Annotated in this window: 23 protein-coding genes; 16 read left to right on the forward strand and 7 right to left on the reverse strand. The window is 34.1% G+C overall.

Features of this window, described 5'->3' with window-relative positions; translation table 11 throughout:
* Positions 1–9 precede the first annotated feature (9 nt).
* The 3 genes from AC0IXC_RS03320 to AC0IXC_RS03330 all read left to right on the forward strand — a co-directional run bounded on the left by AC0IXC_RS03320 (position 10) and on the right by AC0IXC_RS03330 (position 3,649).
* Positions 10–1,206: a macrolide family glycosyltransferase gene (locus AC0IXC_RS03320; protein ID WP_341085785.1), complete on the forward strand. Its 1,197-nt coding sequence runs from the start codon at positions 10–12 to the stop codon at positions 1,204–1,206.
* 76 nt (positions 1,207–1,282) lie between these two features.
* Complete coding sequence (locus AC0IXC_RS03325; protein ID WP_471652576.1) at positions 1,283–1,843, forward strand: phosphatase; 561 nt, start codon at positions 1,283–1,285, stop codon at positions 1,841–1,843.
* Between the two features lie 438 nt (positions 1,844–2,281).
* Positions 2,282–3,649, forward strand: coding sequence for a lytic polysaccharide monooxygenase (locus AC0IXC_RS03330; protein WP_215589751.1), 1,368 nt, complete (start codon positions 2,282–2,284; stop codon positions 3,647–3,649).
* Between the two features lie 212 nt (positions 3,650–3,861).
* Here the strand turns inward: AC0IXC_RS03330 and AC0IXC_RS03335 are convergent, their stop codons facing one another.
* The 3 genes from AC0IXC_RS03335 to AC0IXC_RS03345 form a co-directional block, all read right to left on the reverse strand.
* Entirely contained in the window at positions 3,862–4,296 is a 435-nt protein-coding gene (locus AC0IXC_RS03335; RefSeq protein ID WP_471652577.1) for a GNAT family N-acetyltransferase, read from the reverse strand.
* Positions 4,297–4,401: 105 nt separating this feature from the next.
* Complete coding sequence (gene rpiA / locus AC0IXC_RS03340; protein WP_002136714.1) at positions 4,402–5,064, reverse strand: ribose 5-phosphate isomerase A; 663 nt, start codon at positions 5,062–5,064, stop codon at positions 4,402–4,404.
* A gap of 4 nt (positions 5,065–5,068) precedes the next feature.
* The gene (locus AC0IXC_RS03345; protein WP_002189833.1) at positions 5,069–5,389 is read right to left on the reverse strand and encodes a 2Fe-2S iron-sulfur cluster-binding protein; all 321 of its coding nucleotides are present in this window, start codon (positions 5,387–5,389) and stop codon (positions 5,069–5,071) included.
* 143 nt (positions 5,390–5,532) lie between these two features.
* Between AC0IXC_RS03345 and AC0IXC_RS03350 the strand changes: the two genes are divergently transcribed.
* On the forward strand, positions 5,533–6,219 hold the full coding sequence (locus AC0IXC_RS03350) for an RNA polymerase subunit sigma-70 (protein WP_002127730.1): 687 nt from the start codon (positions 5,533–5,535) through the stop codon (positions 6,217–6,219).
* Positions 6,220–6,239: 20 nt separating this feature from the next.
* Positions 6,240–6,821 (forward strand): ATP-dependent Clp endopeptidase proteolytic subunit ClpP, encoded by a 582-nt coding sequence (clpP, locus tag AC0IXC_RS03355; protein ID WP_002085123.1) that lies wholly within the window; start codon positions 6,240–6,242, stop codon positions 6,819–6,821.
* 53 nt (positions 6,822–6,874) lie between these two features.
* On the opposite strand, the gene AC0IXC_RS03360 is transcribed toward clpP, so the two are convergent.
* Complete coding sequence (locus tag AC0IXC_RS03360; protein WP_002085124.1) at positions 6,875–7,732, reverse strand: glycine betaine ABC transporter substrate-binding protein; 858 nt, start codon at positions 7,730–7,732, stop codon at positions 6,875–6,877.
* A 173-nt stretch (positions 7,733–7,905) separates the two neighbouring features.
* On the opposite strand from AC0IXC_RS03360, the gene AC0IXC_RS03365 reads away from it, so the two are divergent.
* Together AC0IXC_RS03365 and AC0IXC_RS03370 are read left to right on the forward strand one after the other, a co-directional pair.
* On the forward strand, positions 7,906–9,111 hold the full coding sequence (locus AC0IXC_RS03365) for a quaternary amine ABC transporter ATP-binding protein (RefSeq protein WP_002013036.1): 1,206 nt from the start codon (positions 7,906–7,908) through the stop codon (positions 9,109–9,111).
* The gene (locus AC0IXC_RS03370; protein WP_002127727.1) at positions 9,104–9,940 is read left to right on the forward strand and encodes an ABC transporter permease; all 837 of its coding nucleotides are present in this window, start codon (positions 9,104–9,106) and stop codon (positions 9,938–9,940) included. The genes AC0IXC_RS03365 and AC0IXC_RS03370 overlap by 8 nt, the downstream gene beginning before the upstream one ends.
* 47 nt (positions 9,941–9,987) lie before the next feature.
* On the opposite strand, the gene AC0IXC_RS03375 is transcribed toward AC0IXC_RS03370, so the two are convergent.
* Positions 9,988–10,224 (reverse strand): Med9 domain-containing protein, encoded by a 237-nt coding sequence (locus AC0IXC_RS03375; protein WP_471652578.1) that lies wholly within the window; start codon positions 10,222–10,224, stop codon positions 9,988–9,990.
* A 215-nt stretch (positions 10,225–10,439) separates the two neighbouring features.
* Here AC0IXC_RS03375 and AC0IXC_RS03380 point away from each other — a divergent pair, with 215 nt between their 5' ends.
* The 5 genes from AC0IXC_RS03380 (at position 10,440) to AC0IXC_RS03400 (ending at position 12,959) form a co-directional block, all read left to right on the forward strand.
* Positions 10,440–10,613 carry a glycine zipper domain-containing protein gene (locus AC0IXC_RS03380; RefSeq protein ID WP_002085128.1) on the forward strand — a complete coding sequence of 58 codons (174 nt, stop codon included), beginning with the start codon at positions 10,440–10,442 and terminating at the stop codon, positions 10,611–10,613.
* 104 nt (positions 10,614–10,717) lie between these two features.
* Entirely contained in the window at positions 10,718–11,209 is a 492-nt protein-coding gene (locus tag AC0IXC_RS03385) for an HIT family protein (RefSeq protein ID WP_078185648.1), read from the forward strand.
* Positions 11,193–12,029, forward strand: a complete 837-nt coding sequence (locus AC0IXC_RS03390; protein ID WP_341087616.1) for a PP2C family serine/threonine-protein phosphatase — start codon at positions 11,193–11,195, stop codon at positions 12,027–12,029. The genes AC0IXC_RS03385 and AC0IXC_RS03390 overlap by 17 nt, the downstream gene beginning before the upstream one ends.
* A gap of 63 nt (positions 12,030–12,092) precedes the next feature.
* Entirely contained in the window at positions 12,093–12,410 is a 318-nt protein-coding gene (locus tag AC0IXC_RS03395; protein ID WP_080784428.1) for a DUF4181 domain-containing protein, read from the forward strand.
* 165 nt (positions 12,411–12,575) lie between these two features.
* Positions 12,576–12,959 carry a DUF4181 domain-containing protein gene (locus AC0IXC_RS03400; protein ID WP_002142055.1) on the forward strand — a complete coding sequence of 128 codons (384 nt, stop codon included), beginning with the start codon at positions 12,576–12,578 and terminating at the stop codon, positions 12,957–12,959.
* A gap of 108 nt (positions 12,960–13,067) precedes the next feature.
* Here the strand turns inward: AC0IXC_RS03400 and AC0IXC_RS03405 are convergent, their stop codons facing one another.
* Both AC0IXC_RS03405 and AC0IXC_RS03410 read right to left on the reverse strand, forming a co-directional pair.
* Positions 13,068–13,577, reverse strand: coding sequence for a GrpB family protein (locus tag AC0IXC_RS03405; RefSeq protein ID WP_326997327.1), 510 nt, complete (start codon positions 13,575–13,577; stop codon positions 13,068–13,070).
* A 39-nt stretch (positions 13,578–13,616) separates the two neighbouring features.
* A complete protein-coding gene (locus tag AC0IXC_RS03410) occupies positions 13,617–14,462 on the reverse strand; it encodes an oxidoreductase (protein WP_326997326.1) in 846 nt (281 codons plus the stop codon).
* 136 nt (positions 14,463–14,598) lie between these two features.
* On the opposite strand from AC0IXC_RS03410, the gene AC0IXC_RS03415 reads away from it, so the two are divergent.
* The 4 genes from AC0IXC_RS03415 to acoA all read left to right on the forward strand — a co-directional run bounded on the left by AC0IXC_RS03415 (position 14,599) and on the right by acoA (position 18,567).
* Positions 14,599–15,558, forward strand: coding sequence for a helix-turn-helix domain-containing protein (locus tag AC0IXC_RS03415; protein WP_215589746.1), 960 nt, complete (start codon positions 14,599–14,601; stop codon positions 15,556–15,558).
* Between the two features lie 123 nt (positions 15,559–15,681).
* The gene (locus AC0IXC_RS03420) at positions 15,682–16,878 is read left to right on the forward strand and encodes an MFS transporter (protein WP_215589745.1); all 1,197 of its coding nucleotides are present in this window, start codon (positions 15,682–15,684) and stop codon (positions 16,876–16,878) included.
* 41 nt (positions 16,879–16,919) lie between these two features.
* A complete protein-coding gene (locus AC0IXC_RS03425; RefSeq protein WP_002085139.1) occupies positions 16,920–17,399 on the forward strand; it encodes a DinB family protein in 480 nt (159 codons plus the stop codon).
* A gap of 169 nt (positions 17,400–17,568) precedes the next feature.
* Positions 17,569–18,567: an acetoin:2,6-dichlorophenolindophenol oxidoreductase subunit alpha gene (acoA, locus tag AC0IXC_RS03430; RefSeq protein WP_215589744.1), complete on the forward strand. Its 999-nt coding sequence runs from the start codon at positions 17,569–17,571 to the stop codon at positions 18,565–18,567.
* The last annotated feature ends 14 nt before the right edge of the window (positions 18,568–18,581 follow it).

Consider the following 18,581-nt stretch of genomic DNA (forward strand, 5'->3'; position numbering starts at 1 on the left):
GTGTTTTGAATGGCACGTGTTTTATTCATTAACGCTGGATCAGAAGGACATATAAATCCAACATTACATGTTGTAGAAGAACTGATTTCTCGCGGTGAAGAGGTAGTTTATTTTTCAATAGAGGCTTTCAGGGAGCGTATTGAGAAGACAGGCGCTACTGTACGAACGATTGATGATGAAAAATTTATAAAAGCATTTCTTTCCGGTGGTCGAAATTATTTACAGGAAAGAATAAACGGCCTTCTATATACAGCTGATATTGTAATACCTAGTGTTCTAGAACAAATTGAAGGTGAACATTTTGATTATATTATTCATGATTCGATGTTTGGCTGTGGCCGCTTAATTGCTCAAATTCTTAATCTTCCAGCCATAAATTCATGCACATCTTTTGCACAAGATGAAAAATCATTTAAACAAATGTTAGACCATCTTTCTAAAAATATCCCACTGGAAGTTCAGGATAGAATACATAATGATTTTGAAAACTTAACTAATGGAATTACAGAAAAATATGGTGTTAATATAAACTCACCGTATGAAGTTTTCTGTAATCCAGCTTCACTTACTATTGTGTATACAATTAAGGAGTTCCAACCTTTTGGGGATACATTTAATGAAACATTCAAATTTGTGGGTCCATCTATCTCTACACAAGTGAAAAATGAAGGTTTTGATTACACTTCAATTGAAGAAAAAAGCCTGATTTACATTTCATTAGGTACTGTTTTTAATGAAGCGCTTGATTTTTATAAACTTTGTATGAAGGCGTTCGAGAATAGTAAGCATACAATTGTTATGTCTATTGGCAACAAAACGGAAATAAGTGATTTAGGTAATATCCCTAAAAACTTCATTGTGAAAAACTATGTACCACAAACTGAACTTCTCAAATATACGAAACTATTTATTACACACGGCGGTATGAACAGTACGCATGAAGGGGTATATAACGGTGTTCCACTCGTTGTAATTCCGCAAAGTGCAGATCAGCCAGTAATCGCAAAGCAAGTGGAGAGTCTCGGGGCAGGAGTTAAATTGCAAATGCAAGGATTAACTGCGGATCAACTAAGTGAAAGTGTAGAAATAGTATTAAATAATCCGTCATGTAAAGAAGCTGCTTTGAATTTGAAGGAGTCTCTCCGAAAATCAGGTGGGTATAAGCAAGCTGTTGATGAAATTTTTAAATTTACAGGCCGTTATTAAAACTATACATGTGAAAGGGTGTCTATATTAAATGATATAGACACTTTTATGTTATATGAAGCGAGGAATTGATGAAATGGAAAGAATGAAAATACTAGATGTAAATTTTGCTGATATGACAGCTACACCATTTTTTCAAGTGGAGGCGAAAAATAGAATTAGATTCGATATAGAATTATTTGAGGGTAATTTGAGAGGATTAAGAGGGATTTTGACTGAACTTTTTAAAAGTCCTGATACGATTGATGTTTCATTTATTTCCGGTTACATAACATATGGTAAAAGTAAGAGAATAAATGAGAAAACAAAAATTGGAAGGTTCATGAAGATTAAGAATTGGACAGAAACGAAAGTAGACGTTGATGATCTTGAAAGTACAATCATATTTACTACGATTAAAGGTGTACATGAAGATGAAGTATATAAGTATTGCAAGTATGTCGTTAATGGTGGTCAGCAAGCGTATATTTCTTTTTATAACGATATTTATTTATTGTATATAAGTACAGACGTTATTGACATTGTTTCACCAGATACAAGTTTAATAGAAAAGTTAAAACTTCAATACAGTGAAGAATATGATAAATTTTATGAAACTATATTGACGGATTCGGAAATGTTTACAAGTGATAAGTAATTTCAAAGTATTGATAGAAAGATATATGGAAAATGGAGATGGCACGTTGTTTTAAAATAATGTGATCTCACATTGCCACGCGTTTTAAGTTAACGATGAAGGGTTTCAAGACGACTTGGTGCAATTCATCCATATATATACCTAAAATTTTTCATTACAAGTACTACAATTTCTATTGCTCACTTTTACTTTATAAATTTAGGATGTAGTTTTACGTGTTAGTAGTAATTTCACTGTTTCTGCACAACTTCTGCACGCATTTAGGTGATTTCTATGTCATGATATATTCCATAAGTGAAATATTTCACAAGAAATGAAATGTTTCTTTACGACGGTGTATGCATATTTACGCATACACGAAATAAGATTGACTCTTGTTATTCTTTTACATCAAAGCCCACATTACACTACGAAGTATAACAAGAAGGGGACAGGAACATGAATAATCGATTTTTAAAACAACTACAAAACTTGAAAATGAACAAAAAAAGTATAGGAGCTGTTGCATTAACAGCTGGAATTATCAGCACGACACTTATTCCTCAAAATGCATACGCGCACGGCTTTGTTGAAAAGCCTGGTAGCCGTTCCGCTTTATGTAGTCCAACTTATGGTTCTCTAAATGTAAACTGCGGAAGTGTTATGTATGAACCACAAAGTTTAGAAGCTCCAAAAGGATTCCCACAAGGTGGCCCAGTTGATGGGCAAATCGCTTCTGCAGGTGGAAAATTTGGCGGTATTTTAGATCAACAAACAGCAAATCGTTGGTTTAAAAATACAATCACTGGTGGGGAAAATACATTTACTTGGAAGTATACAGCACCTCACTTAACAAGCAAATGGCACTACTATATTACAAAAAAAGGATGGAATCCAAATAAAGCACTAACAAGAGCAGACTTTGAGCCAATTGGCACTGTACAACATGATGGTTCTGCAGCTTCAAATAATTTAACTCATAAAATCAATGTACCTACTGACCGTAGTGGATATCATGTGATTTTAGCTGTATGGGATGTAGCTGATACAGCAAATGCGTTCTATAATGTAATTGATGTGAATCTCATCAATAATGTGAAACCAGACACAGAAGCGCCAAGTATTCCAAATGGAATTCAGGCGCAAAAAGTAACAGCAAATAGTATAGAACTAACATGGAACGTTTCTACGGATAATGTAGGAGTAAAAGGGTACCAAATCTTCCGTAACGGAGAGATGATTGACACAGTACCAGGCACTTATTTTATTGATAAGAAATTACAACCAAGCACAGAATACACTTATACTGTAAAAGCAATTGACGCAGCTGGCAATGTATCGAAAGAAAGTACAGCGCTTACAGTGAAAACAACAGTTGAAGCTCCTGATACAGAAGCACCAACACAACCAAAAGGATTACATAGCATGGGAACAACAGCGTCAAGTGTGGATCTAATGTGGAGCCCATCTGATGATAACGTTGGAGTAGACTATTACGATATTTATAGAGAAATAGAAGGAACAATGAAAAAAATTGCAACATCCAATACGACTTCTTATATGGATAAAAATTTACTCGCTAATACTACTTATAAATATGCAGTGAAAGCAGTGGATGTAGTTGGAAATGAATCCGTACAAAGTGATACGTTCACAATTACTACAAAAACTGAAAGCGCTTCATATGAAGCGTGGGATGCAAAGAAAGCATATAAAAAGGGGGATAGAGTTTTACACGAGGGAAAAGTGTATGAAGCAGTCCAGAATTATGAAGGACATGGGGATCCAAACTGGATTTTTGCTTTATCCTTATGGAAAACAGTGTAAGCTTTACCTCAAAATGAAATGAAAGATGATGGGCTTTGATGCAAAAAAAGGAAGTTTGAGAGTTAACTTTTCTGCTTATAAAAAAGACGACGTATTCAGCGTCGTCTTTTTGTATTAATCTAGAATATTCATCAAAGAGACTTTCAAACGAATAAGCTACAGAAAGGTTACTATACGAATACATAATGTAGAATCATATAGTAACCTTTCTATTATGATAACACTTTCGTCATAAGAATATGTGGAATTCCATCTTCCATAAATACGTCGGAAGAAGTTTGATAGCCTAATTTTTCATAAAACCCTTCAGCTTGTGTTTGACCGTGTAGTTTCACTTTATTTGCTTCTTTGTTACGAGCAATCTCTTCTAGTGCTTTGATTATTACTTTGCCTAATCCGTATTTGCGATAGTCTTTTAAAATACAAATTCTTTCTAGTTTACCCATTCCGTCAACGAATCGTATACGGCCAGTTCCTACAGGAAGTTCATTATAATAAACTAATATATGTTTGCATACTTCGTCAATTTGGTCATATGTATCGAATTCATCCTCAAGAGGTAAACCTTGTTCTTTTACGAATACTTCTTTTCGAATGTAAAAGGCAGTTTCTAAATCTGTAAGTTCTGTTATGAGTTTGGATTGCAAATTGTTCAGCCCTTTCTAGTGTGATATGAATGTGTTTTCATAGTATATCATACTGTAATGCTATAAAAGAAAAAACTGACTTGTAAAAGTCAGCCTTTAAAATGCTTAATATTCTTTTATACCGTTTTTTGTTCCGATGATCGCTTTGCTCGTCATATTGATAAATAATCCTGTTTCAACTACACCGGTAATCATCTTTAACTCTGTATGTGTATCATTTGGATTCAATATTTTATTTGGAAAAATACAATCAATAATTAAATTGCCGTTATCAGTTATAAATGGTCCGCCATCTTTCATACGTAAACGCGTTTCGCATCCTAAAGATTGAATTCTTTTTTCAGTTTGCTTCCAAGAGAAGGGGATGATTTCAATAGGAAGTGGAAAGGTACCTAAATGTGAAACGAGTTTGGATTCATCTGCAATAATAATAAGTTCTTTAGAGGAGGTGGCAACAATCTTTTCGCGAAGTAATGCACCACCACCACCTTTTATTAATTGTAAATCATTATTGATTTCATCTGCTCCATCAATTGTGAGATCAAGTATATCAATTTCATTTAAAGAGATTAGCGGAATAGATAATTGTTTTGCTAATACTTCAGTTTCTTTTGATGTCGGTGCAGCTTGAATAGATAACCCTTCTTGTACACGGTGACCTAATTTTTGTATCGTCCAATATACGGTTGAACCCGTACCAAGTCCAATCGTCATACCATCTCTTACAAAGCCAGCAGCATATTCGCCTGCAAGCTGTTTTAAATTCATCATTTTACTCCGCCGGGCGTGATCCAGCATCTAAACCGGAATTTTCAACTGTAAGTATAGGGCGAACGGTAATATCTTTATGTACACGCATTTGGCACGATAATCGTAAGTGGTCTTCAATTCCTTTTTCCGTAATAGCTTGTTTTTCATCATTTGTCGCCTCACAAAAATCACCTGCAATGACTTCAACTCTACAAGTTGTACATCTTGCTTTGCCACCGCAACGATGAAGAATGTGTACACCGTTATCTTCAAGTGCTAAGACTAATTTCGTTCCTTCTTTAATATCGAAAGTTCCGGTACCTTCCACTGTTAATTTTGGCAAATTGATTCCTCCTCATGTAAAATGCTATATAACATATTTATGACCCGTATTCATGAACATAAACATAAAATTAATTATAAGCCCCGTAACTTTTTTATTTGTTCAATCGTTTATTAAGTAAGCGCTGAAAAGGAGTGGTTATTTTGTGCACAAAAGTAACTCAGGTTTTAAAGGATCATATCGATATGAATCATTCAAATATAAATTTTTTAATTACACATTATGCAGAGGTAAAAAGATACTGTACGTTTTTGACGAAAAACAAATGGGATGGGGAAGACCTTGCCCAAGAAGCAATTTGCAAAGTTCTTCAAAAGTATAGTGAGAAGGAAATTTGTATAACGCTTCTGTATAAAATTGCTCGAAATCAATGGTTAGATCAAATGAAATCAAAATCCGTTCAAGAAAAGTTAGAACAGCAAAATACATTTGAAGAACCACATGGAAAAATTGCAGATTTGCATGAAATGGTAGGGAAAGTATTGTCTTCGTTAAATGTGCAACAATCCGTAATTTTATTATTGAAGGATGTTTTTCAATATAGTATCGCGGATATTGCAAAAATATGCTCTGTATCAGAAGGGGCAGTGAAAGCATCTTTATTTAGGAGTAGAAATAGGCTGAAAACTGTAAATGAAGAAGGCATTGAAATAGTCGAGTACACGGATGATGTTGAAATCGTTGTAACTTCTATTCGAGAAGAAAGACCTGAATTGTTGACGAAACTTCTCCCAACAATAGATTTCACTAAGTTACCATCAATACAACCGGTGTTATTCTTCAGTATGAAACAATCTTCTTCTTACAGTTGTATGCTTAATGCGGCATAAAACAGATGGAGGGATTTATAATGAGTGTAATTCCTTACGTAATAGAACAAACGAAATTAGGAGAACGCTCCTATGATATATATTCAAGATTATTAAAAGACCGAATTATTATGATTGGTTCAGAAATTAACGATCAAGTTGCAAGCAGTGTAGTAGCACAATTATTGTTTTTAGAAGCGGAAGATGCAGAAAAAGATATATTCCTGTATATCAATAGTCCGGGTGGTTCAACGACAGCGGGATTTGCAATATTAGATACGATGAACCTTATTAAACCAGATGTGCAAACACTTTGTATGGGCTTTGCGGCATCATTTGGTGCGCTTTTACTATTAGCTGGCGCAAAAGGAAAAAGATTTGCGCTCCCTAACAGTGAAATCATGATTCATCAACCGCTCGGCGGTGTAAAAGGGCAAGCAACGGAGATTGAAATTACAGCAAAAAGAATTTTAAAGTTAAAACACGATATAAATAAAATTATCGCAGAGCGAACAGGGCAACCAGTTGAAAAAGTAGCACATGATACAGAAAGAGATTATTTTATGACGGCAGAAGAAGCGAAGGAATATGGAATTGTCGATGCAGTTATTGAGAAAAAATAACATAAAACAGGCTAGAGAATATACTAAATTCTCTAGCCTGTTTTTGTCATTCTTTATTCTTTTATCCATTCATCAACTAAAGCTTGATTCTTTTTAATCCATTTTCGCGCGGCTTCTTCCGGATCTTTCGTTTTATTTAGCATGACCATTAAAGTACCTAGTTGTTCATCGTTCATTTTCCATTGGTCAAAGTATTTCACAATATCCGGATGATCTTTTTCGAAACCTTTACGAACTGAGTAATAAATGTCATCTTTTTCACCATATACTTTCTTAGGGTCTTTTAAATATTTTAAGTCAAATTCTGAAAAGCCCCAATGAGGATTCCAAAGCGTAACAGCAATTGGTTTCTTTTTCGTATATGCCTTCTTTAGTTCGCTCATCATCGCAGCTTCTGAAGATTGGACAAGTTTTAGTTTTATATCATATTCCTTCATTGCTTTATTCGTTAAATTCATTAGGCTACTACCAGGTTCAATCCCAACAATTTTATTATCTAGCTCATCTTTATGTGCATTTAAATCTTCAATACTGTTAACGTTTTTCACATAAGAAGGGACGACTAAACCAAGCCCAGTACCTTCATACCATTTTGATTTTAAGACGAAGTCATCTTTGTAACGGGCATTTAATGGTTTATCTGTAACAGGAAGCCATACTTCTAGATTCGCATCAACATCACCACGTGCGACGCCAGTCCATATCGCAGCTTTTTCTAAATACATGAGTTCAACTTTATAGCCTTTTTCTTCTAATAAAACTTTCCACATATTTGCGGTTGCGATATTTTCTTTCCAACTTGTTACACCAAGTTTAATTTTTCCTTTCGAATTTGCATTTGTTGCATTACAAGAAGTGAAAATCATACTAATAAATAGTAACAGACTTATAATCCATATTTTTTTTCGCATTCAAAACCTCCTGTGAAGCTTTTGCTTTTTATAAATTAATCTATAAGTGAACCTTCTTATTATGAACGGAAACAAGAATTTTTAAAGAAATCTTATATATGTCATTTTTATGTAATATTTCTCTGTAAAATCGCAACACTATGTAAATAGATGGGTAGAAAAGGAGTAGTGACATGGATAATACAAAGGTACGTGTTGAAAATGTAACAAAAGTCTTTGGGAAACATCCGCAACGAGCGCTTACCTTATTAAAAGAAGGAAAAAGCAAATCGGAAATTTTAAAGGAGACAGGAATGAACGTTGGTGTGAAAAAGGCAACGTTTGAAGTATACACTGGAGAAATTTTCGTTATTATGGGTTTGTCTGGTAGTGGGAAATCAACGCTAGTTCGAATGCTGAATCAATTAATCAAACCGACAGCCGGGCATATATACATAGATGGTGAAGACATCGCAACGATGGGAAAAGAAGAATTGCGAAGAGTAAGAAGGACGAAAATGAGTATGGTTTTTCAGAAGTTTGCTTTATTTCCACATCGTACGGTAATACAAAACGTTGCGTACGGGTTAGAAATTCAAGGAGTTCCAGTAGAGGAACGAGAAAATAAGGCGTTAGAATCGCTACAGTTAGTAGGACTCGATCATCATAAAGATAATTACCCTAGTCAACTTAGTGGTGGTATGCAGCAGCGTGTTGGAATTGCAAGGGCACTAACGAATAATCCAGATGTATTACTAATGGACGAGTCATTTAGTGCCTTAGATCCACTAATTCGAAAAGAAATGCAAGATGAATTGTTAGAGTTACAAGATAAAATGGAAAAAACAATTATTTTTATTACACATGATTTAGATGAAGCTCTTCGAATTGGTGATCGTATCGCATTAATGAAAGATGGAGAAATTGTCCAAATTGGAACACCGGAAGAAATTATGATGAGCCCTGCAAATGAATTTGTAGAGAAATTCGTGGCGGATGTGAATTTAGGAAAAGTAATTACGGCAGAATCTATTTTAAAAAGACCAGAAACGTTATTAATCGATCGTGGGCCGCGTGTAGCTCTGCAAATTATGAGAAATGCAGGTGTTTCTACCGTATATGTTGTGAACAAAAAGTATGAGTTTTTAGGTATTTTAACAGCGGATGATGCAAGTAAAGCAATGAAAAAACAATGGCCAATTGCTGATTTATTACTTAACGATATTCCACACGTTTATCTAGATACATTACTGGAAGAAACGTATGCAAAAATGGCGGAGATGAAATATCCATTACCCGTAATCGATGAAAAGAAAAGGTTGAGAGGAATTATTAAACGTGAAAGTGTCATTCAAGCTCTTGCAGGTAACATTGAGGAAGAGGTGAAAGACGATGAATAATATTCCGCGCATTCCATTAGGCGAATGGGTCGATTCATTTGTTGCAAGTTTATATGAGCACTTTGAAGGCTTGTTCCGAGGATTCTCCTATATTATCGGTGGATTTGTTGATTTACTCACTAATTTTTTAACAATAATACCAGCCATAGTGATGATTATCATCTTATGTTTCCTCATTTGGTACACAACGAGGAAATTATCTTTAGTCATTTTTACGCTCATCGGATTATTATTTATTTTAAATATTAACTACTGGGCACAAACGATGCAAACATTAGCGCTCGTACTTACGTCAGTTATTATTTCAATTATTATCGGAATTCCCATTGGCATTTTAGCATCTCAAAATGAACGTTTCTCAAAATTTTTAAAACCGACATTAGATTTTATGCAAACAATGCCGGCATTCGTCTATCTCATTCCCGCGATAACATTTTTTGGAGTAGGCGTCGTACCAGGCATTATTGCTTCCGTTATTTTTGCTATGCCACCGACAATCAGATTTACAGACTTAGGAATTAGACAAGTTCCAGAAGATTTAATTGAAGCTGCGAATGCGTTTGGCTCTACCGCATCACAAAAATTATTTAAAGTACAATTACCGCTCGCAACCGGAACGATCATGGCTGGCGTGAATCAAAGTATTATGCTTTCGTTATCAATGGTTGTAACAGCTTCACTTGTAGGAGCGCCAGGACTTGGCGTCGATGTATATCGTTCTGTAACACAAGTAAATATCGGAATGGGATTTGAAGCTGGACTTGCTATCGTCGTGATTGCGATTATATTAGACCGAATTACGCAAGGGTTTTATACAAAAAGAAAATAATTCAAAAAACACACTTTATACTACAAAGTGTGTTTTTTGAATTCGAATTACATCCGAACAATAACAGAACCTCCAGCTGGTGCACAAACTTGGTTTTGCTGTTGTTCTATTGATTTTATTAATTGATTATTTTCTTCGATTAATGAGATTAATTTAGCTAATTGGCTTTCAAGGCTTGCGATGCGCTGCATCATGTATTGTGAATCATAATGCGGTGTATTCCTTACTGGATGGGGGGAGTAAGCATATTGTTGATTTATATTTGGATTCCAATGAGGATACATTTGAATCGTTCCTCCTTCAATAAATTACTGATCTTTCTTATAGTAAATGCCTATGTATATGTAATGGTGACTTAAAAATTCTTTCAAACGAAGAGGATTATGTAGGGGGAATGGAAAAGTAATAAAGTACATTTTCTGGAAATTTTCAAGCGGAATAGCAAATATATTAGTAGACAGCAACGTTCATGTAAATGGATATTATATGGGGAGAAATTATGAGAGGAGATGCTATTTTGGCTAATAATAAAAAAAGAAATGATGCTATGACAATTGGTGTCGCTATAGGTGTTGTAATCGGTGTAATTCCTGGTGTATTTAATGATAATATAGCAATCGGAATAGCGATTGGGATTGCAGTTGGAATGGGGATTACGCTTTTGAAGAAATAATGAGTTGTAAATTATTTTAATGTGAAAATTCTCATTTCAAGAGATTGAATTTTCGGAATATAAAACCTGTTTTTCCTTTTTTTATGATATTATATATGCAAAGGATGGTGATGGATATGCCAATAAACAATCAAGCAGAACAAAACTGCTTCATTTGTGAAAAACATAAAGGGAACATTACAGTTCCAGGTGGAGCTATTTACGAAGATGAACTCATTTACGTTGGACATGTCCATTGGGATGCAGAAGAAACATATCTTGGTTATGTAATGATTGATATAAAGAGACATGTACCTGGTCTCGCTGAATTAACTGAAGATGAGGCCAAGGCATTCGGACTGATAACAAGTAGAGTAAGTAAAGCGCTTAAAGAAAGCAAAGGTGCAGAACATATTTACAGTTTCGTTTCAGGTAATGGTGTACCACATTTGCATATGCACATTATTCCGCGTTATCCAAATACACCAAAAGAGTTTTGGTCACCGACTGAGGTAGCAAATTGGACTGGTGCACCACATGGAGATTCAGAGAAAATTAAAAAACTATGCGAAAGAATACGAAAGTATATGGTAAATGAGTATGCATACAACAAATAATACACAATATTCATGGGTTGGAAGTAGAGAAATGTGTTTAGACGAAGTTTCAGTCAAACAATATGGTGATATTGTACTTGGTAAATACGGCGGAAATATAAGTGCCGGAGCAAAAAAGAATGAAGACGGTGCATTAGTTTGGTCGAATGGTGATTGGGAATTTACCGTTATATTAGACGGACATAATAGTGCAGAAAGTGTTGATTTAGTAGTAAGTACGATTCAAGCAGAATATGAAAATATAAAAGTAATTATGAATGAACAGATTGAAACAGTATTTCGATCTGTTGAAAATCATATACTTACGATATTTCAATCCCGCTCATTTAAAGAAAAGTGCGAAAGGGTAAAAGGTGAAACTGCTTGCTTAATATGCGTAAGAAAAGAAAATTACATATGGTGGCTTTCCATAGGTGATTGCTTAGTTTATGTATTTCATGATGAATTACATAAATTAGGACAATATACATTGAATCAACGCCACTTTTACGAATGGATTGGAAATGTAAACACATTTGATTTACCCGTTCCTTGCTATTCTTCAGGAATTCGTGAACTACGTACTGGAAAGAATCGAATTGTAATGGTGACAGATGGGGTATTAGAATGCGGGGAACGCCGTTATGAAACGCCATTAAACCTATACAGTGATATGAATAAAAATAATATAGCGCTTAAAGAAAATGTTCACAATATTTTAGAACACGTTCATCATCAATTAGGACGAGATAGTGCGACCATTATTAGTTGGGACCTAGAAAACAAAACAAATGCTACGTATCCGAGTGATCAGCCGGAGAAAATTAAAGTGAAAAAATAAAAAGGAGAGGGTTTTCTGTCAGTTACAAAAATATCCTTATTAATTTTATGGGTGCTATCTTTATTGGTTTTTGAAAGAATTGCGAGAAGACAGTTAAATATACCGAAACAAAAAGGATGGAATAACCAATATGTGAATGATACACATAAATGGGGAAATAGAATTATTATTTCCTCTTATATAGTTGTTATTGCTATAAGCACTTTTCTTCCAAATCGTATATATATGGGCTATGTACCTCTTTTGTTTTTTATTACGTTATATGGATTTCAATCATATATGGAGTGGAAATATGATAAGGAATCGCGGGAGTTTTTGATTTCATTATTAGGAGTTGCAGCATTAATAATAACAGGGTTCATACTATATTTCTTCCTTTAATATAGTATAAATTTAAAGGAAGAGGGAAAGAAGAAATGAAAAACCCTTTCTTACGTGCAGAATCGATCATTTTTAATGAGAATCATTCAAGAATACTCGTTCAATAACCGTTAATATAGTCCACTTTATTTTAAACAATTCAATGAAGTAATAGGAGGAATGATATTGAGAACCTATACATTTTGGATTATAATTTTTGTTTTTTGTATAGCGGGCTACTTTTTGGATCGATTTTTAAGAAAAAAATTGAATATGCCAAAGAGCGGGTTTTGGGGATATAATAAATATGTAAATAGCTTACATAAAAAATTGGAAATAGGACTGCTTTTTGTTTATTTAATAATTAGTTTTATTTACATCTTTAAATTCGAAAGCACTAATATTTGGTTTATCATTTTCACTTATTTAGGGGTTACGTGGATCCTAAGGACATGGATGGAATGGAAGTATGATAGAGAATCGAAAGAATATATTTTTTCGATAATTGGATTATTTGCATTTATTTTTATGACTTCGATGCTATTTTACTTCGTTCCACCTGCTGCATAATAAAATGATTATTGATGGTACAAATAATGAGATAACTAATTAATAAGAAACCATTCATCTATACATGAATGGTTTCTTATTATGTGTACGAAGTTCGGTCTTCGCAATTTAATCATTTATTTTAGCCAATATGGATTTAATGAAATTTGTTTTATCCTCTGCATATTTATGCTTATCATTTGGGTTAGCTTTTGAAAGTTGAATCTTTAACTGTTCATACTGCATACGAGAAGTTTTATTGTCTATTAAGTAATCTCTGAATTTTAATTGTTCTATTAAATATGGATTCCCTTGTTCATACATATGAATTTGATGAGTTCTTGGCTCACCTTTATTGAAATAATACCTTTCGGGTAATACATGTTTTCTATATTTATAATTTAATTGTTCTAGGTTTTTAATACATTTTATACCATTTATGTAATCTTTTAATTCAATCGCAATATCAATAATAGGTTTTGCGCTTAAATGCGGGATGGAAGTACTTCCAATATGGTGTATCGCTAAAATATATTTTCCAATGTGTTCCTCAATTAATTGTTTTTCTTTTGAAAACTCAAATTCCCACTCTTCGGACCACGGAACTAAAAACACTTTACCATAGGGTAAACCTAGCATTTAATTAGCACCCCTTACATATTTTTTCAATAAAGTTACTTACATTTTCTTAAAGCTCCTCAATACAAGAAACTCCCACAATCTCCAAGGAAGAATCTTCTTCGCTAAGATCATGAATTTGACACCTTTTCCAATTGGATATCGTAAAGTAGTATGTTTTGCTTCAGCAATTTCTACGATTTTATTTGCAACATCCATCGGATTACCAAGTGTATCGTTGCCATTGTTTATGTGCTTTTGTATTTTATCCATATATTCTTTGTAAGGAGAGGTTGTATCAGATTTGTTTTCAGCTAGTTGTTTACCAACTTCCCATATGTTCGTGTTATAAGAACCAGGTTCAAGTAAGGCAACGTCTATTCCGAAAGGCTTTACTTCTAAGCGAAGGGATTCACTCCAGCCTTCTAATGCATATTTTGAAGAAACGTAAGGGGATAAACCAGGGAATCCGACTTGGCCGCTAATGCTGCTAATATTAATGATTTTTCCGCTTTTCTGTTCTCTCATATATGGTAAGGCAAGCTGAGTGATTGATATAGCTCCAAAAAGGTTCGTTTCAAATTGTTTACGGTATTCCTCTACTGGAATTTCTTCTACAAAGCCCCCAGTTGCATATCCTGCATTATTAATGAGAAGGTCTACTCTGTTTATTTCTTTTAAAAATAATTGGAAGTTATGTATAGAACCTTGATCTGTTACATCTAATTGTTGAACTTTTATATTTTGTTGTAAGTGGAGTTTAGTAGCTTGAGATATTAAGTCTACTTGTTTTTCAAGATTTCGCATTGTAGCAATGACAAAATAGTCTTTTTTTGCAAGTTCAAGTGTCGTTAAAAGTCCGAATCCACTTGATGCCCCTGTAATAATCGCGATTTTTGTATTCATTGTTCGCTCGCTTTCTTTTTCTTTTATCATAACGAGTTATAAGGAGAAAATCTATTTATTGTATAAAGATATTTGATATAATTGAAAATAATTATCAATTAAATTTTGATTTTTACATAAAAGGAGTGTGGGTTTCATGGAGACTAACGGTTTTCATGATATTTTTCATAAATATTTTTATGGTTTACAAGTTGTAGAGGAAAGACATATGAATGTTCCAAAAACAATAGGTATGGGTGAAATACGAAGATGGACTTCGTTTTCAGGAATGGAAATTGTGTTATCAAATTATCAATTTCATAAAAATCATCGTATCCAGTTTGCATCTGATGCAGCAATGGTAGAGCTTAATTTTTGTTTACAAGGGTTCGGAGAAGTGCAAGTTGGTCATTCTTCGTATGAATTAATGACTGGAAATAGCTATTTATATTTTATGAATGATTTTGATGTAGTATTTGAATATGAAAAAGAAACGCCTCTATATTCATTAGCGATTGGGATTCCTGTACAATTGTTTAATCATTTCATGATGAATAATGCTATTGAAAAAAGTCTTGATTTTCATTCTATATTAGGAAATCAATCTTTTAAAAAGTTTCAAAATCCAATTGATTCTATAACATCTAATCTTATTAAGAGAATGATAGAGCATCCCCAAAAGGATCGTATTAATCAACTAGAAATAGAAAGTAAAGCACTCGAATTGCTTTCTATACATTTTGGGAGAGTGTTGCTTAATGATTGTGATGCAAATAAAAGGAGTCAATTATCAAAACAGGATTTGAATAAAATAAAACAGGCTGAAGAAATTTTACTTCAACGAATGGAATCACCCCCATCATTATTAGAATTAGCTAAAATAGTAGAGTTAAATGATTATAAATTAAAAATTGGGTTTAAAGAATTATTTGGGATGTCCACATTTGCATATTTACGAGAAAAGCGTATGGAGCATGCGATAGATTTACTGCGTTCGGGAAATAGTAATGTGACCGAAACGGCATTTGCAGTTGGATACAATAATGTCAGTCATTTTTCAGAGTTATTTCGTAAAAAGTATGGAATGAATCCATCAGAAATTTTACGTATTTATTAACGTAAAACAGGAATAATCCGCTATACCGTAAATTCCTCCGTCATTTGGTAGTTGCTTTTTGTAATGGTCATTATAATTACAAACAACATCCAATTGGAAATAACTTTTTATGGAGGAATTTAAATGAAAGAACGGAATGAAAGTCATTTTTGGATATTTGTATTAACAGGAATGTTTCTTATTATAACAACGACGGGTTTTGCACGTATGGCATATGGAATTATATTACCGTTTATGCAAGAAGGACTCCATTTATCTACAGCTCAAGCAGGTATGTTAGGAACTATACTCTTTTTAGGGTATTTATTAACAGTCGGAACATCTGGAATACTTACTATCCGTTTTGGAGCAAAATCAGTTTTATTAATAGGGAGTTGGCTCGTCGTTATAAGTTTAATAGGATTATCATTTGTTCCTTCAGTTTGGATAGCTGCTATTTTTATGCTATGTTCTGGAGCTGGTAGTGCCCTTGTATATACACCACTCATGTCAATAACAGTAGGATGTTTTCCAGAAAAAAGAGGAACTGCAATGGGGCTATTATTAAGCGGTGCTGGCATAGGCATGCTATTTAGTGGAATAATTGTTCCTTATATAGTACGTACATTTCCAGAGTATAGTTGGCGTGGTTCATGGCTTTTGTTTGGAATTATTACATGTATTGTTGTATTCGTTGCCTCAATTGTTTTGAAAAATCCAGAAGTTACTGAAGATGAGGAGGAAAGGAATAATAAGTCGTTTTTATGGAAAACGAAAGAGCTATACATCATTGCATGGATGTATTTTATTGTGGGCGTTGTTTATTTAATTCCAAATTTATATCAAACTAGTTTTATGATTAATAATGGTATTTCGGCATCAATTTCGGGAACTGTTTATGCGATTGCAGGAATGTTTTCAATCGTAGGAGCTCCTGTCTGGGGATTGATTTCGGATCGGATTGGTATAAAGAAGACGTTATGTATTGCACTTTTATTAGCTGTAATAGGTGATATGATTCCAATTATATTTGGACATACCATTGGCTTTATCATGTCGGCAATTATTTGGGGTTCCAGCCTCGGAGGTATCCTTTTATTAATTCAAGTTGCTGCTTCAAAGCAAGTATCTCCGAAATATGTCTCAATGGCAATTAGTTTTATATCCGTTTTCTATGCAGTTGGTCAAATGATTGGACCAGGACTTGCAGGATGGATTATCGGGGAAAGTGGATATACAACAGCTTATGGATTAGGTGCTTTTGGTTTCTTTATGTGCATATGTTTGGGATTAAGGCTAAAAAGAGGGGATCTGGCAAACTCAGCGTATATAGAGAAGTGAGTATTGTCTTGAAATGAATCTTTTTAATGGGGGGAAGCAAAGTGTTCCATGTTAAAGACGTATTAGCAGATCAGTTATTAGCAAATGCGAATGATCCCAGTTGGTATATTCCATTTTCAGATGCAGTTAAGGATTTATCTGAGAGAGAAGCTTTCTGGAAACCGAATGAAGAGTGTAATAGTATAGCTGAAATTGTACAACATTTACTGTATTGGAATACGACGTGGCAAACTAGGTACAAAGAATCAAATGTTAATGCTGTGCCTGCTATTGGTGATAATAACAAAAGTTTTATGCTTTCAGATAATCAAACATTTGAAGAGTTAAGAGAAAAACTATTAGAGAAACTGTTACAATGGCAAAGTCTCATAAATGAAGACAAGGTTGAAAGTGATGTAATTGGATTTCCTGTATCTGCGAAGTGGTGGGAAGTATTAGCTAATGTAACGACTCATAACGCGTATCACATTGGTCAAATTATTTACATTCGGAAATTACAGAAGAGTTTTGATAATGAATAAGATAATAATTCTCAAATTAGGTGAACAAAAGTGGACAAAACGAGACAGATGTCTCATTTTGTCCACTTTTTTATTATGAAAGAAAAGAGAAAACCTATTAAATCAGGGATTAGAATTTGGCACAGTACTTGCGATATAAAAGATGAACAAGAAAATAGGAGGGCTGGACATGTTAAAAACAACTGAAAGTAAAGGGAATGAAATTACGAAAGAACAAGCTCGTTGGATGTATGAAAAAATGTTAGAGATTCGTAAGTTTGAAGACAAGGTGCATGAATTGTTCGCGCAAGGCGTTCTGCCAGGTTTCGTTCATTTATACGCTGGTGAAGAAGCAGTAGCAGTTGGTGTATGTGCCCACTTAACAGATAGTGACAGTATTACAAGTACGCATAGAGGTCACGGCCATTGTATCGCAAAAGGTTGTGATTTAAATGGCATGATGGCCGAACTTTTTGGGAAAGCGACAGGGTTATGTAAAGGTAAAGGTGGTTCAATGCATATTGCCGATTTAGATAAAGGAATGCTTGGTGCAAATGGGATTGTAGGCGGAGGTTTTCCACTTGCTTGTGGTTCGGCATTAACAGCTAAATATAAAGGAACGAAAGATGTAAGTGTTTGCTTCTTCGGTGACGGAGCAAATAATGAAGGAACATTCCATGAAGGGGTTAATTTAGCAGCGATTTGGAAGTTACCAGTTATTTTTATCGCAGAAAATAACGGTTACGGTGAAGCAACAACATTTGAATATGCGTCAAGTTGTGATTCCATTGCAGATCGAGCGAAAGCTTACAATATTCCAGGTGTTCAAGTAGATGGAAAAGATTTACTTGCAGTGTATAAAGCGGCGGAAGAAGCAGTAGAACGTGCGCGTAATGGCGGTGGTCCAACAATAATTGAATGTATGACATATCGTAATTACGGTCATTTCGAAGGTGAAGCGCAAACATATAAAACTTCAGAAGAAAAAGAAGAACAATTAAATGAAAAAGATGCGATTGTGAATTTCCGTAAGCATTTAATTCATGAAGCTTTATTAACAGAATCTGAACTTGTGGATATGGAAAAGGCAGTAGATGAAGCAGTGCAACAATCAATTGAATTTAGTGAAAATAGTCCATATCCGGAAGATGAAGAATTATTAAAAGATGTATACGTTTCTTACAAATAAGAGGAGGGTGAAAA

Source organism: Bacillus sp. AC266, assembly GCF_979253805.1.

Bases quoted from the DNA above. Each gene is read 5' to 3' on its own strand.
- AC0IXC_RS03375 (WP_471652578.1), bottom strand. From the start codon at position 10,224: ATGTATCCTCATTGGAATCCAAATATAAATCAACAATATGCTTACTCC.
- rpiA (WP_002136714.1), bottom strand. From the start codon at position 5,064: ATGAATTTAAAACAGCTTGCAGGCGAATATGCTGCTGGCTTTGTAAGA.
- AC0IXC_RS03410 (WP_326997326.1), bottom strand. From the start codon at position 14,462: ATGAATACAAAAATCGCGATTATTACAGGGGCATCAAGTGGATTCGGA.
- AC0IXC_RS03385 (WP_078185648.1), top strand. From the start codon at position 10,718: ATGGTGATGGATATGCCAATAAACAATCAAGCAGAACAAAACTGCTTC.
- AC0IXC_RS03405 (WP_326997327.1), bottom strand. From the start codon at position 13,577: ATGCTAGGTTTACCCTATGGTAAAGTGTTTTTAGTTCCGTGGTCCGAA.
- AC0IXC_RS03360 (WP_002085124.1), bottom strand. From the start codon at position 7,732: ATGCGAAAAAAAATATGGATTATAAGTCTGTTACTATTTATTAGTATG.
- AC0IXC_RS03370 (WP_002127727.1), top strand. From the start codon at position 9,104: ATGAATAATATTCCGCGCATTCCATTAGGCGAATGGGTCGATTCATTT.
- clpP (WP_002085123.1), top strand. From the start codon at position 6,240: ATGAGTGTAATTCCTTACGTAATAGAACAAACGAAATTAGGAGAACGC.
- acoA (WP_215589744.1), top strand. From the start codon at position 17,569: ATGTTAAAAACAACTGAAAGTAAAGGGAATGAAATTACGAAAGAACAA.
- AC0IXC_RS03420 (WP_215589745.1), top strand. From the start codon at position 15,682: ATGAAAGAACGGAATGAAAGTCATTTTTGGATATTTGTATTAACAGGA.
- AC0IXC_RS03325 (WP_471652576.1), top strand. From the start codon at position 1,283: ATGGAAAGAATGAAAATACTAGATGTAAATTTTGCTGATATGACAGCT.
- AC0IXC_RS03415 (WP_215589746.1), top strand. From the start codon at position 14,599: ATGGAGACTAACGGTTTTCATGATATTTTTCATAAATATTTTTATGGT.
- AC0IXC_RS03365 (WP_002013036.1), top strand. From the start codon at position 7,906: ATGGATAATACAAAGGTACGTGTTGAAAATGTAACAAAAGTCTTTGGG.
- AC0IXC_RS03380 (WP_002085128.1), top strand. From the start codon at position 10,440: ATGAGAGGAGATGCTATTTTGGCTAATAATAAAAAAAGAAATGATGCT.
- AC0IXC_RS03330 (WP_215589751.1), top strand. From the start codon at position 2,282: ATGAATAATCGATTTTTAAAACAACTACAAAACTTGAAAATGAACAAA.
- AC0IXC_RS03390 (WP_341087616.1), top strand. From the start codon at position 11,193: ATGCATACAACAAATAATACACAATATTCATGGGTTGGAAGTAGAGAA.
- AC0IXC_RS03320 (WP_341085785.1), top strand. From the start codon at position 10: ATGGCACGTGTTTTATTCATTAACGCTGGATCAGAAGGACATATAAAT.